Below are 13,231 nucleotides of genomic sequence, written 5' to 3'. Positions count from 1 at the left end.
GCCGCGATGAAGCGCCTGCACACGCAAGAGCGGATCGACCGCTACACCTCCGGCGGCTGGTGGACCGGAGACACGATCGACCGGCTGCTCCGTGCCCAGGTGAGCGCCCGTCCCGGCGCCCTCGCGATCGCCGACCCGCTCAACAAGGCCGACCTGCTGCCCGGTGAGATCAAGAGGCTCACCTGGTCCGAACTGGACGCCGAGGTCGACCGGGTGGCGGGGGTGCTGCGCGCTCGGGGCGCCGGTCCCGGGGACGTGGTCGCCGTCCAGCTTCCCAACAGCGTGGAGCTCGCGGTCACCTTCCTGGCCGCGGTCAGGGTGGGCGCGGTGGTCACCCCGTTCCCGGTGCAGTACCGCGAGTACGAGCTGAACCAGCTCTGCGCTCTCGCCGGGGTCGTGCTCTTCGTCACCTCGACGACCGCCGCCGCCCGCGTGCCGGAGGACATCCCGGCCCTCACCTGGGGCGCCGACCTCGACACCGCGACCGTCGCCTCCTCGTCCATGGACTCCTTTTCAGGAGAGCCCGACCCCTCCGCGCCCGGCTCGCGGTCGTCCGAGGTGCCCGGTGTCCCGTACGAGGCGCACCCCGCCGACCCCGTCACGATCTGCTGGACCTCCGGCACCGAGGCCACTCCCAAGGGCGTGCCGAGGTGTCACTACGACTGGCTCGCGGTCGCGTCCACCTGTGCCGACGCTCCGGGCCTCACCGAGGACGACGTCATCCTCAACCCCTTCCCCATGGTCAACATGGCGGGGATCGGCGGGGTCTTCCTGCCCTGGCTGAAGACCGGTGCCGTGCTCGTCCAGCATCACCCGTTCGACCTGCCGACGTATCTCAGGCAGATCGCGGAGGAGCGCGTCACCTACACCCTGGCCCCGCCCGCGCTGCTGACGATGCTGCTCCAGCAGGAGGCGATCCTCGCCAGGACCGACCTCACCACGCTGACCCGGATCGGCTCCGGCTCGGCGCCGCTGCCGCCGCCGATGGTCAAGGGCTGGCAGGACAGGTACGGCATCGCGATCATCAACTTCTTCGGGTCCAACGAGGGCGTCGCGCTGCTCTCCGACCCGGTGCGCATGCCCGACCCCGAGGACAGGGCCCGCTTCTTCCCCCGGCCCGACGCCCCGGGCGCCGACTGGCCCGGCACCCTCGGCGCCACCCGGACCAAGCTGGTCGACCCGCTCGGCGAGGAGATCGTCGAGGCCGGGGTCCCCGGCGAGCTCCACCTGTCGGGGCCGACCGTCTTCTCCGGCTACCTGCCGGGCACGGCCGCCGCCGACCCGTTCGACGGGGACGGCTACCTGAGGACCGGCGACGTGTTCGAGATCGCCGGAGACCGGGGACAGTACCTGCGCTACGTCGACCGGGCCAAGGACCTGGTCATCCGGGGCGGCATGAACATCGCGCCCGCCGAGCTGGAGGCGCTGGTCTCCGGGCACCCGGCGGTGGCCGAGGTGGCGGTGGTCGGCTACGCCGACGAGGTCCTCGGCGAGCGGGTCTGCGTCGTGATCGTCCCCAAGCCCGGCCAGACCGTGGACCTCGCCTCGGTCGTGGACCACCTGCGGGGCAAGGGCATCGCCTCGTACAAGCTCCCCGAACGCCTGGAGGTCGTCGAGGCGCTGCCCCGCAACCCGCTGGGCAAGATCCTCAAGCGGGAGCTGAAGGAGTCACTCGGCTGAGTTCCCTTTCGTCCCGGCGGCCGTGGTCCCCCGCGACCGGGCCGCCGGGCGCGCCGTGCCCGAGGGTCAGTACGAGTCGGACCACTTCTCGTGGGCGGTCCACAGGCGCTGCCAGAGCTTGGCCCGCTCGACGGGGGTGACGTCGGGCAGGGACAGGCCGAAGACGTCGGCCAGCATCTCGAAGTAGTCGCGTTCGGTCCACGCGGTCTGGGTGTGCTCGCGGTCGCCGAGACGGGCCAGGACCAGGCCCCGCATCACGTCGACACCGCTCGCGTCGCGCCGCTGGACCGTGGCCACGCGTACGAAGCCCGACTCCGGCGAGGTGGAGAGGAACTCGTGCATCGCCGCGAACTCCGGCATCGTGGCGGGCCCGGCGCGGAAGTCCATGCCGAGGAAGTCGCCGCGCGGGTCGTGGTCGAACCGCCACCCGCCGGGCTCCACCTCGGAGGGACGCAGGCCGTAGGTGAAGGGGCCCTGCCGGTACGTGCCCTCGACGAGCGGGAGCGGGTCGTGGATCGCGTCGCCCAGGCCCTGGTCGACCAGCCACTCCCCGCCGGGGTTGCCCGGACCCGGGAGTCCCGAGACCGTGAGCACGAGGTGGCCGCCGTCCACGTTCGCCGGGCCCCCGGCACGGCCCTGCACCCCGCCGAGGTGCCGGGTCACCCGGTAGCCGAGCGCCTCCAGCAGCAGGGAGAAGGCCCCGTTCAGGTGGTAGCAGTAGCCGCCCCGGCCCCGCATGATCCGCGCGACCGACTCCATCGGGTCGACGGTCGTCGGACGGCCCAGCCAGATCTCCAGGCACTCGTACGGCACACGCTCCACGTGCGCTCGGTGCAGCAGGTGCAGTGACTCCGCGCTCGGAGGTCCGTCGACCTTCACACCGATCCTGCGGAGATACGTGGTGACATCGATCACCCCGTCACGGTAACGCCGAGGTGGGCGCGGACCTAGCGTTGGACATGCGCTTTCTGGAGAACGGTCGCGAACAGCCGTGAACGGCCGCGAACGGTGGAGACGGCCGTGGACGCTCACGAACGGCCAAGACGTCCACGAACAGCCGTGAACAGTCGTGAACCCGCGCACTTCCGCCGCGCCCCGGCGAGGGTGCCGGGGCGCGGCGCTCAGATGAGGTCGGGAGAGGCCGGAGGAACTGGGAGAAGGGCGGAGGAGGGAGCCGGAGGAGGGAGCCGGAGGAGAGGAGGTCAGGCGCGGCGCATGGCCCGGGTGCCGACGAGCAGGCCCAGCGCGGCCACGACCACCGCCGAGACCAGGCCGCCGCCGGTGGCCGCCGAGACGATCTCGCCGTTGAACAGGGCGCGCTCGGCCTCCACGACGTACGTCAGCGGGTTGAGCCGCGAGAGCGCCTGCAACCAGTCCGGGCCGCCGCTGACGGGCAGCAGCATCCCGGCGAGCAGCATCAGCGGGAAGAGCAGGGTCTGCTGGACCCCCCAGAACATCCACTCGCTGTCCTTGGACGCCAGCGCCAGCGTGTAGGACAGCGCGCCGAGACCCACGCAGAAGACGGCGAGGATCAGCAGGCCGAGGAGGGCTCCGGCGAGGTGCGGGCGGAACCCGAAGGGGATGGTGGCGGCGACGACGACCACCGTCTGGGCGAGCATCGGCACGATCTCCTTCAGGGCCCGTCCGACGATCAGGGCGGGTCTGCGCAGCGGGGAGACGAGCATCCGCTCGTGCGACCCGGTCTGGATCTCGAACAGCAGGTTCGCCCCGGTGGAGGAGGTCCCGAACAGGCAGGACATCACCACGATGCCGGGGACGAACCACTGCAGCGCGGACCCGCCCTCCACGGCCGGGAGCAGGGGCGCGAACAGCGCCAGGAAGAACAGCGGCTGCACCATCGTGAAGATTATGGAGAACGGGTCGCGCAGCACGGGGCGCAGCTCGCGGTTGAAGACGGTGACGGTGTCGGTGACCAGGGTGGTGCCGCTCATGCCGGGTTCTCCTCGGTGGTGGTGACGCCGGACTCGGCGGTGTGCTTCGTGGCCCCGGATCCCGTGGCCCCGGATCCCGTGGCCCCGGATCCCGTGGCCCCGGATCCCGTGGCCCCGGATCCCGTGGTCCCGGATCCCGTGGTCCCGGATCCTGCGGCGCCGGTTTTCGCGGTGCCGGGTTCCGTCGTGCCGGACGCTGCGGTCCCGGTCCCGGTCCCGGTCCCGGTCCCGGGGGCGGGGTCGAGGTCGGGGGTGGGGGCCGCGGTGCCGTCCTCGCGGAGGCTGCGGCCGGTCAGGTTGAGGAAGACGTCGTCGAGGGTGGGACGGGTGACCTCGACACCGGTCACCTCGATGCCCGCGTCGTCCAGGCCGCGCAGCAGCTTCGGCGCGAGCTGGACGCCACCGGCCACCTCGATCACGACCCGCGCGCCGGTCCGCTCGACCCGCGCGCCCGCCACGACGCCCAGCGACTCGGTGACGGCCCGCCGGGCGTCCCGCTCTCCGCCGAACGTCAGGGTGACGCGGTCACCCGCGTGGTCGGCCTTGAGCCGCGCCGGGGTGTTGTCGGCGATGATCCGCCCGTGGTCGATCACGATGACCCGTTCGGCCATCTGGTCGGCCTCGTCGAGGTAGTGGGTGGTCAGGACGATCGTGGTGCCGTGCTCGGCGCGCAGCGCGCGGATGTGCTCCTGGAGGTTCGCCCGGTTCTGCGGGTCGAGGCCGGTGGAGGGCTCGTCCAGGAACAGCAGGTCGGGGGCGTGGATCAGGCCCATCGCGATGTCCAGCCGCCGTCGCTGGCCGCCGGACAGCGACGACACCGTCCGGTCGGCGACGCCCTCCAGGTCCAGGGAGGCGATCAGCTCGGCCGCCCGGTCGCGTGACGCGCGGGCACCGAGCCCGTACGCGCGGCCCTGGCTGATGAGCTCGTCACGGCCCCGCTGGCTGTGCGCGGCCCCGTTGCCCTGGCCGATGTAGCCGATCCGGGAGCGCACGCCGCGCTGTCCGGTCGTCACGTCGTATCCGGCGACCTCCGCGCTGCCCGAGGTCGGGGGGAGCAGCGTGGTGAGCATCCGCAGGGTGGTCGATTTTCCTGCCCCGTTCGGTCCCAGCAGTGCCACCATCTCGCCGGAGGCGACATGCAGGTCGAGGCCGCGTACCGCCTCGACCGTCTCTTTCCTGACGGTGAAGTGCCTGGTCAGCCCGCTCGTGCGGATCATCGTGCTGTTCATGTGGACCACGCTAAAATCCATTCAGGCCACTTCCTGACCGGAATCGACGAGAGTCTGGATTCATGGCGAACACGAGTGCGCGGATGCTGCGGTTGCTCTCCCTGCTGCAGACCCATCGATACTGGCCGGGCGGTGAGCTCGCCGACCGGCTGGACGTGAGCGAGCGGACGCTGCGGCGCGACGTCGACAGGCTGCGCGAGCTGGGTTACCCGGTCGACGCCAACCGGGGCGTCGCGGGGGGCTACCAGCTCCAGACCGGTGCGACGATGCCGCCCCTGCTGCTCGACGACGAGGAGGCGGTGGCCATCGCCGTCGGGCTGCGCACGGCGGCCGGGGGCGCCGTGGCCGGTATCGAGGAGACGTCGGTGCGGGCGCTGACCAAGGTCGTCCAGGTGATGCCGCCCCGGTTGCGGCGGAGGGTCGACGCGCTGCGGGCCTACACCGTCCCCGCCGTCATGGGCGGGGGACCCACGGTCGACTCGCTCGCCCTGACGGTGATCGCCCAGGCGTGCCGGGACGACGAGCGGCTGCGGTTCGAGTACACGGCGCGCGACGGCGACCGGACGAACCGGCTGGTCGAGCCGCACCGGCTCGTGTCGCTGGGACGCCGCTGGTATCTCGTCGCCTGGGACGTCGAGCGCCACGGCTGGCGGACCTTCCGCGTCGACCGGCTGGCCGGAGCGGAGTCGACGGGTGCCCGGTTCCGGCCGCGCGAGCTGCCCGGCGGCGACGCGGGGGCGTTCGTCCGCGACAGCATCACGTCGATGCCGACGCAGTACCAGATCGTGGTCGTCGTACGGGCCACGGTCGCCGACGTCGAACGGGTCGTGTCGCCCCTGGGAGGGGTGGTCGAGGCCGTCGACGACCGGTCGTCCCGGTTGCTGATGAACGCCGACGGGATGGAGTGGCCGGTCCTGGTCCTCGCCGCGCTGGGCGCCGACTTCGAGGTGGTCCAGCCGGTGGAGTTCCGCGACTACCTGCGCACGACCGGCGAACGGTTCGCCCGCGCGAGCGGTGGGGACGGTTTATCTGGTTGAGGTCACTTATCCGGTTGAGGTCGCGGCGGGCACGCCGGTAGCCTGACCGTCCCTTCGAGTGTGAGGAGGTGAGGAGCACATGTTCGCCATCCTGGTCACGCGCTCCCGCCTCGGGCGACAGGCCGCCTGAGCCCGGGAAGCGCACCCGCTTTCTGGAGTTTCGCTTGTCCGAGTTATCGCTGCCCGACCTGTCCGGCCTCTCCGACTCCTCTGATCTCTCTGATCTGTCCGACCCGCTCGTGCCCGGCGTGCGGTTCCGCCCGCTCGGAGCGGGCGAGTTCGACCTGTTCCACCGCTACGGCCCGCTCCCCGCCTCCGGCGTCGGCGCCCGCCACCTGCCCTTCGACGAGCTCGGCTACCGGCCCGGATGGGTCTGGGTCGCGCTGCGCGGCGACGAGGTCGTCGCCAGGGCCGCCTTCTGGGGTCCGCCGGGCTCCGAGCACCCCTTCAGCCTCGACTGGCTCGACCCCGGGTCCGGCCCCGATCGGATCGAGGTGGGGGCAGCCCTGCTGCGAGCCGCGTACGCGGCCCTGGTCACGCCCGGGTACGCCACGCCGTCCGGGGCCCGGCCCGACTACCACCTGTTCCTGCCCGCCGACTGGCGCGAGCGGCCCGACGCGTTCGCCGACGCCTCCGACCGGATCGCCGCCGCCGAGAGGGCCGGGCTGCGGCGGTCCGTCGAGCGGCTCAACCTGCGCTGGCTCCCCGAGTACGGCCTGCCGCCCAGGTCGGCCCGGCTCACCTTCGCCCCGGTCGACGACGACGAGGTGGCGGTGAACCTGCTGGCCCGCGTCGCCGAGGGCAGCCTCGACGACTGGGACCGGCGCAACCTCGCGGAGAGCGGGGCGAGGGCGGCGGCCGAGAAGACCGTGGCCGAGGTCGCGGACATGCCCGGCGGGCGCGGACGGTGGAGGTTCGCCCGCGACGCGTCGGGGGAGCTCGTCGGCATCGTGATGGCGACGCGCAACTCCAGGAACGCCACGATCGGCTACCTCGGGGTCGACCCGGCCCACCGGGGGCACGGCTACGCCGACGACCTGGTCGCCGAGGCGCTGCACATCTTCGTCGCCGAGGGCGAGCCCGAGGTGAAGGACAACACCGACGTGGGCAACGCGCCCATGGCGGCGTCGTTCGCCCGGATCGGCTACCGGATCACCGGCCGCCGCCTGATCCTCGTCTGACGCCGGCCCGGTTCCCGTCCGATCCTCGTCCGATTCTTGTCTGATTCTCCTGGCGGTGAGGATGTGGATGAACGCCTCCCGGTGAGGTCCGGCCCCTCGTCCGACCTGGGCCCGGTCCCCATACGACCCAGGCCTGTATCCCATCCGCCGATTCAGGCCCGCACCCCGTCCGATCCAGGCCTAACCCCGTCCGATCCAGGCCTGATCCCGGACTCTCCGGCTGGGGCCCTCGTACACGCGAGAGCCCCGGCCGGTAGGACGGCCTCGCCGCCGGGTGCGCAGAACCTTCACAATTCACCACAGGTCTTCTGCACGGCTCCGGTCTACGCTGCCGAGCATGGCAACCCCTCAACAACGACGTGTCCTCGTGGTCGAGGACGACGAGACGATCGCGCGGGCCGTACGCCACAGGCTGGCCGCCGAGGGTTTCGACGTGCAGGTCGTCGGGGACGGCCAGGCGGCCCTGGCCGCCTACGCGAGGACGGGGCCCGACGTGGTGGTGCTCGACCGGCTGCTGCCCGGCCTCGACGGGCTGGAGGTGTGCCGGAGGATGCAGGCGGCCAGGCCGGTACCGGTTCTCATGCTCACCGCGCTGGGCGAGGAGACCGACCTGCTCGTGGGACTCGGGGTCGGGGCCGACGACTACATGGCGAAGCCGTTCAGCATGCGCGAGCTGGTCGCCCGGGTGCACGCCCTGCTGCGCAGGGTCGAGCGGGCCTCCCAGCTGGCCGTGAACGACACGGTCATCCGCCTCGCCGATGTCGAGATCGACACCGCGGAGCGCCGCGTCTACGTGCGGGGCACCGAGGCCCAGCTGACCAGGACCGAGTTCGACCTGCTCTGCCGCCTCGCCGAACGCCCCGGCCAGGTCTTCGAGCGGGAGCGGCTGCTGGCCGACATCTGGGGCTTCTCCGAGGCCGCGGCCACCCGTACGGTCGACAGCCACGTGCGGGCCCTGCGCCGCAAACTCGGCCCCGGCGTCGTCCGTACCGTCCACGGCGTCGGTTACGCCCTCGTCAAGCCGTGAACGGGCCTCCGGTCGCGACCGGTGAACACGCGCTCGGGCACGGCCGCGCGGAGGCGCGCTCGCACACCCCCGGAAGGTCGGCATTCGCCCCTGGAACGGTGGTACTCGCGTCCGGAACGGCGGCATTCGTCTCCGAAAGAGCGGCATCCGCCCCCGGAAGGGCGGTACTCGCCTCCGGAGCGGAGGCTTTCGCCCCCGGAAGGGCGGCATCCGCCCCCGGAAGGACGGCTTTCGCGTCCGGAAGGGCGGCATTCGTCTCCGGACGAGAACCGATCGTCCTCTTCGTCACTCAGACACTCATGTGCCCTTCAACTCCAACACCGGGACGCGCCGACCATTGAGACCTCTCGACTTTCTGGGCCGGATCAAGATAAAGCTCGGCCTGGTGATCCTGCTGGCCGTGCTGGCGGCGTTCGTCGTCAACGAGGTCGGCATCAACGCCGGATACTCGCGCAACGTGCGCGTCGCGGTGGCCGCGGTGTTCGCGCTCATTTTGGTGCAGCTGCTCGCGCGGGGGATGACCAAGCCGCTGCGCGAGATGGCCGCCGCCGCGCAGACCATCGCCAAGGGCCGGTACGGCCTGCGGGTCACCGCGTCCTCCCGTGACGAGGTCGGCGAGCTCGCCCGCGCCTTCAACGCGATGGCCACCGACCTGGGCGAGGTGGACCGGCAGCGGCGGGAGCTGGTGGCCAACGTCAGCCACGAGCTCCGTACGCCGATCACCGCGCTCCGGGCCGTGCTGGAGAACGTGGTCGACGGGGTCTCGGAGCCCGACCCCGTCACCCTCGGCACCGCGCTCGCCCAGACCGAGCGGCTGGGCCGCCTGGTCGCGCAGCTGCTCGACCTGTCCCGCCTGGAGTCCGGGGCCCGGCTGATCGAGCGCGAGGACGTCGAGCTGCGCCAGCTGTGCGAGCAGGCCCTGCGGGAGGCCGTACTGGCCAGGGAGGGGGTGGTGGCGCGCTGCGAGGTCCCGGAGGGGCTGAGCGTGCGCGCCGACCCCGACCTGCTCGCGCAGGTCCTCGCCAACCTGCTGGACAACGCGGTACGGCACAGCCCCGACGGCGGGGTGGTGGTGCTGGCGGCGACGGCCAGGGGAGAGGGCGTCCGGCTGAGGGTGAGCGACCAGGGGCCGGGGATCGCGGCCGAGGACCGGGCGCGGGCGTTCGAGCGCTTCTCGCGCCTGGACGCGGGCCGGGCCGCCGACGACGGCGGCGCCGGGCTGGGCCTGGCCATCACCAAGGAGATCGTCGAGCTCCACGGCGGCTCCATCCACGTCGACGACGGGATCGGCTGCCACATCGTGGCCGACCTTCCGGAAAGGATCGAGATGAATCCCCCGTCTCTCCCCGCGAAGGGGTCCCACCCCGCGAAGGGGTCTTTCCCCGCCGAGGTGGACACCGTCGCGCCGGGCAAGGCCTCTCCGGGCGAGGCCTCCGCGGGTACCGCGGTCTCCACGCCTTTCGTCCCGCCCGCGGCCGGTACGCCGTCCGGACGTCGCGAGGCCGCCGAGAGCGTCGAGACCACCGGGGTCGCCGGAGCCGCCGGGGGTTCCGGATCCGACGAACCGGTGGAAGCCGGTCGGGTGTCCGGTGCTGACCAGGGGACAGGGGCCGCCGAACCCGTCGAACCGGTTGAACAGGGCGAACCTCCGGAAACCGAGCGGGTGCCCGAGGACCGTGAGATGGCCGGGGCCGGGCACGGCCTCCGGCCACGAGAGGCCGCGGCGACCGCCCCCGCCTCCGCGACCACCTCAACCTCCGCCTTCGCCTCTGCGACCACCTCCGCCCCCGCCTTCGCCTCCGCGTCCGGCTCGGTGACCACCCCGGTGACGAGTTCCGCGGCAGGTCCGGCGCCCGGCTCGGCGACGGGTTCCGCGGCAGGTCCGGCGACCAACTCGGCGCCGGGTCCCGCGGGCGACCCGGCGATCAGCCCAGTGACCGGCCCGGTAACCGGCCCAGCGATCAGCCCGGCGAGCGGCCCAGCGGTCAGCCCGGTGACCGGCCCGGCGAGCGGCCCGGCGGTCAGCCCGGTGACCGGCTCGGCGACCGGTCCCGGAGCCGCCGTCCCCGAGGTCGCGACCTCACCCTCCCCTCCCGCACGGCCCTCCGCGCAGCCGTACCCTCCGCAGCCCGTTCTCGCCCGGGACGGGAGCGTGCGTCAGAAGCCGGTCGTGGTGCGGAACTGGCCGGGGGCGATCATCGGGGTCATCCTCGGCGGTGTCGGGGGGCTGGTGTGCGCCGCGATCGTGGGCCTCGCCCTCGCGAGCGTCGCCCCCCTGCTGGGCATGCTCGCCGTGGCCGCCATCACCACCGTCGGCGCGTTCGTCGGCACGGTCATCGGCGCCACCACGCCCACCGACGACATCCTGGCGGCCCCCGCGGAGCGGCTCCCGCACCGGCCTCCGGCACAGGGACCCGTCGCGCAGCGCGTCACCGTACCGGGTCCGGAGGCCCCGCACAGGGAAGGGGCGACGGGTTCGACGGCGGTCTCCCGGCCGGGAGGGCCGGCGGAGGGCGGAGTGCGGCCTGGAGGGCCGGTGGAGCCGGGCGGGGGGCGGGGACCCGGGGCTCCCGGCGGGTACGAGGCGCCGCCGATCTTCCCCCGGCCCGAACTGCCTGACACGCCCCGGTGGGTGCTGCCGGTGTCGGCCGCCGTCGGGGCGCTCGCCGCGGTCGCGGTGCCGTACGGCAGGGCCGGGCTGGGGCTCGTGCTGGTGGCCGCGGCGATGGGGGTGGCGACGATCCCCGCGGCGCGCAGGAGGATCAACCCGTGGTCGGCCGGGATGGGGGCGATCGCCTACGGGCTGGTCGCGACGGTGATGTTCAGGGACGCGGACTGGCTGGTCGGCACCCTCCTCCTGGCCGGGTTCCTGACGGCCGCGCTTGCCCTGTCGGGGGCCGGGCGCGGCTGGCTCGGGGTGATCAGGGGCGGCGCGTCGGTGGTCCTGGGCCTGCTGCCGGTGCCGTGGTTCCTCGGCGCGAGGCTGAAGGGCCTCGCGTCCCGCCGCCGGGTGATGCCCCTGCTGCTGGGCGGCGGGCTCACCGTCGTGCTGCTCGCGGTGTTCGGGGCGCTGTTCGCCTCGGCGGACGCGGTCTTCGCCGAGGCGGTCGAACGGGTGTTCAGCGCGCAGGCGTGGGCGGAGTCGATGCCGCTGCGCATCGTCCTCTTCGTCGTCTTCGCGGTCGTGGTCGCCTCCTCGATACTGGTCGGGCTGCGACCGGTGAACGAGCCGAAGGCCCCCGACCTGAAGGTCACGGTCGGCCGGGGTCTCTGGGTGACCCCGCTGACGGCGCTCAACCTGCTGTTCGCCACGTTCGTGGGCATGCAGCTGACCGTGCTGTTCGGCAGCACCCGGTGGGTGCTGGAGGCCACCGGGCTGACCTACGCCGAGTACGCGCGCTCCGGGTTCTTCCAGCTCGTCGTCGTCAGCGTGTTCGTGCTGGCCATCGTGGCGGTCGCCTCGGGGACGCTGGAGCTCAGGGGAGCCGACCGCTGGCTGATGGCCGGGCTGCTCGGCGTGCTCTGCGTGCTGACCCTGGTGATCCTGTTCTCCGCGCTGCACCGCCTGGACCTGTACGCCGACGCCTACGGGCTCTCCCGGCTGCGGGCCTCGGTGTCGGCGGCGGTGCTGTGGCTGGGCGGGATCTTCGCGCTGGTCCTCGCCGCGGGCGCGGCCCGGCTCACCGGGCGCGGGCACGCGCGCTGGCTGCCCAGGACCGTCGTCGTCATGACGAGCGCCTCCCTGCTGGCGTTCGCGGTCTGGAACCCCGACCTGCGGGTCGCGGAGACCCAGATCGCCGTACGTGGGGTGGAGCGGGTCGACCTCGAATACCTGGGCGACCTCGGCGCGGAGGCCGTGCCCGCCCTGGACAGGCTCCCGGAACCGGCCCGCAGCTGCGTCCTGCGTGACGTGGTCGCGGCCAACGAGCTCTCCGGACCCGACCCGTGGAACGGCTGGAACCTGGCCCGCCGCGAGGCACGGGAACTGCTGGAACGACGCCCGGTCGACAGAGGCGCCTCCTGCCCGCAGACGCCCTCCCGCCTGGAGATCCCCGACCAGGACTGAGCGACTCCGGGGGACCGGTATCACGGTGCTTCCCCGCTTTTCGCCGACCGCGCGAAACGGCGTCTGACCAGGTGCCCAGCCTGGTGAGGCGCCGTCGGGCGTCACCGGGACGGGTGACCGCGCGTCACCCCGGGCCGGTGCTCGCGGCTCGGCTCCCCGGACTACTTCCCGGCTTTGATCTTCTTCTTTCGCGGACGGCGCAGTGATTTCAGAACCAGCGATCGATCGCCTTCGTCCGCCGTCGTGTCGAGCCTGATGCCACTGCGCTCCAGCAGTTCCACGATGTTCAGAACGGAATCCTGGAGCCGCCGCGTCTCCTCGCCGGACAGCACCGCCGCGGGCGGAGCGGCGGATGCCATCGCCGCGTTTTCCAACGCCACCTTGCGCAACCACGCGCTCAGTTTCATTCCCGCCGCAGCCGCGGCCTCGGTCAGCAGACCGAGGTCCTCGGGGCTGACCCGGACGGATACGACTCGGTCAAGGACGGCGGGGGTGGACTCTTCGGCGACCTGCTCGCGGTTGTCGTGGAACCACTGGGCGCGTTCGGCCTCGTCCATCGCGGCGATGTCCCGCGCGGTGGGTTCGCTCTCGGTCATGCTCAGCCTTTCTTCGGTGTGTCGTACGAGGTGATCGGCCGTGCGATTTCCAGCTCGTACACACCCCAGTCACGCTTCCTGGTGACGGGATAAAGGATGACCACGGTGACACATCGTCCCGCGTCGGTCACCCCCACCAGGAGGTAGTGATCAGGGACAGGTCTTCCCTCCCTGCGTGATTGGCGCACGTCGGGCAGATTGCGGACGACCTGCTCGATCTCCTCTCGCGAGACTCCATGCCGCTGCGCATGGTCGATGTTCCACTCGTCCCAATCCAGCGGCAGTTCGACGATCGGGAGCGGGTTGCTCATCCACGACCTTCCTCGTCATACAGATTACCCCGTTTTTGTCATACGGACCGGTCTCGGAGGTGAAGCGTCGGATCGGTCTGTCGGGGGTCAGCGTTGCACGCTGCGGATACGCCTCGTCACCCAGATCGCGGAAATCACCTCTCCTGTGGTGC

At 72.3% G+C, this 13,231-nt stretch carries 9 protein-coding genes and 1 pseudogene; 5 read left to right on the top strand and 5 right to left on the bottom strand.

Going from position 1 to position 13,231, the window contains the following annotated elements; all coding sequences use genetic code 11:
• Positions 1-6 precede the first annotated feature (6 nt).
• Positions 7-1,680, top strand: coding sequence for a class I adenylate-forming enzyme family protein (locus tag ABT053_RS23240; RefSeq protein ID WP_350971222.1), 1,674 nt, complete (start codon positions 7-9; stop codon positions 1,678-1,680).
• A 66-nt stretch (positions 1,681-1,746) separates the two neighbouring features.
• Here ABT053_RS23240 and ABT053_RS23235 read toward each other — a convergent pair whose 3' ends face one another.
• The 3 genes and pseudogenes from ABT053_RS23235 to ABT053_RS23225 all read right to left on the bottom strand — a co-directional run.
• The gene (locus tag ABT053_RS23235) at positions 1,747-2,595 is read right to left on the bottom strand and encodes an arylamine N-acetyltransferase family protein (protein ID WP_350971220.1); all 849 of its coding nucleotides are present in this window, start codon (positions 2,593-2,595) and stop codon (positions 1,747-1,749) included.
• A gap of 287 nt (positions 2,596-2,882) precedes the next feature.
• Entirely contained in the window at positions 2,883-3,632 is a 750-nt protein-coding gene (locus tag ABT053_RS23230) for an ABC transporter permease (protein WP_350971218.1), read from the bottom strand.
• Positions 3,633-3,895: 263 nt separating this feature from the next.
• Positions 3,896-4,849, bottom strand: a pseudogene (locus ABT053_RS23225) (ATP-binding cassette domain-containing protein); the annotation flags it as partial.
• A 74-nt stretch (positions 4,850-4,923) separates the two neighbouring features.
• Between ABT053_RS23225 and ABT053_RS23220 the strand changes: the two are divergent.
• The 4 genes from ABT053_RS23220 to ABT053_RS23205 all read left to right on the top strand — a co-directional run bounded on the left by ABT053_RS23220 (position 4,924) and on the right by ABT053_RS23205 (position 12,172).
• Positions 4,924-5,898 carry a helix-turn-helix transcriptional regulator gene (locus ABT053_RS23220; RefSeq protein WP_350971216.1) on the top strand — a complete coding sequence of 325 codons (975 nt, stop codon included), beginning with the start codon at positions 4,924-4,926 and terminating at the stop codon, positions 5,896-5,898.
• Positions 5,899-6,062: 164 nt separating this feature from the next.
• Positions 6,063-7,079 (top strand): GNAT family N-acetyltransferase, encoded by a 1,017-nt coding sequence (locus ABT053_RS23215; RefSeq protein ID WP_350971214.1) that lies wholly within the window; start codon positions 6,063-6,065, stop codon positions 7,077-7,079.
• Positions 7,080-7,416: 337 nt separating this feature from the next.
• Positions 7,417-8,106: a response regulator transcription factor gene (locus ABT053_RS23210; RefSeq protein ID WP_350971212.1), complete on the top strand. Its 690-nt coding sequence runs from the start codon at positions 7,417-7,419 to the stop codon at positions 8,104-8,106.
• 337 nt (positions 8,107-8,443) lie between these two features.
• Positions 8,444-12,172, top strand: a complete 3,729-nt coding sequence (locus ABT053_RS23205; RefSeq protein WP_350971210.1) for a DUF4153 domain-containing protein — start codon at positions 8,444-8,446, stop codon at positions 12,170-12,172.
• Between the two features lie 161 nt (positions 12,173-12,333).
• Here ABT053_RS23205 and ABT053_RS23200 read toward each other — a convergent pair whose 3' ends face one another.
• Positions 12,334-12,768 carry a plasmid mobilization protein gene (locus tag ABT053_RS23200; RefSeq protein ID WP_350971208.1) on the bottom strand — a complete coding sequence of 145 codons (435 nt, stop codon included), beginning with the start codon at positions 12,766-12,768 and terminating at the stop codon, positions 12,334-12,336.
• A gap of 2 nt (positions 12,769-12,770) precedes the next feature.
• Entirely contained in the window at positions 12,771-13,079 is a 309-nt protein-coding gene (locus tag ABT053_RS23195) for a BrnT family toxin (protein WP_350971206.1), read from the bottom strand.
• Positions 13,080-13,231 lie beyond the last annotated feature (152 nt).

Origin of the sequence: Streptosporangium sp. NPDC002524 (assembly GCF_040295985.1) — a bacterium.
Lineage (GTDB): Bacteria > Actinomycetota > Actinomycetes > Streptosporangiales > Streptosporangiaceae > Streptosporangium.
This window is presented reverse-complemented; position numbering and strand designations above follow the sequence as displayed.

What these genes read in the sequence shown, in the direction of transcription:
- ABT053_RS23240 (WP_350971222.1), top strand. Translation starts at nt 7, where the DNA reads ATGAAGCGCCTGCACACGCAAGAGCGGATCGACCGCTACACCTCCGGC.
- ABT053_RS23230 (WP_350971218.1), bottom strand. Translation starts at nt 3,632, where the DNA reads ATGAGCGGCACCACCCTGGTCACCGACACCGTCACCGTCTTCAACCGC.
- ABT053_RS23220 (WP_350971216.1), top strand. Translation starts at nt 4,924, where the DNA reads ATGGCGAACACGAGTGCGCGGATGCTGCGGTTGCTCTCCCTGCTGCAG.
- ABT053_RS23210 (WP_350971212.1), top strand. Translation starts at nt 7,417, where the DNA reads ATGGCAACCCCTCAACAACGACGTGTCCTCGTGGTCGAGGACGACGAG.
- ABT053_RS23200 (WP_350971208.1), bottom strand. Translation starts at nt 12,768, where the DNA reads ATGACCGAGAGCGAACCCACCGCGCGGGACATCGCCGCGATGGACGAG.
- ABT053_RS23195 (WP_350971206.1), bottom strand. Translation starts at nt 13,079, where the DNA reads ATGAGCAACCCGCTCCCGATCGTCGAACTGCCGCTGGATTGGGACGAG.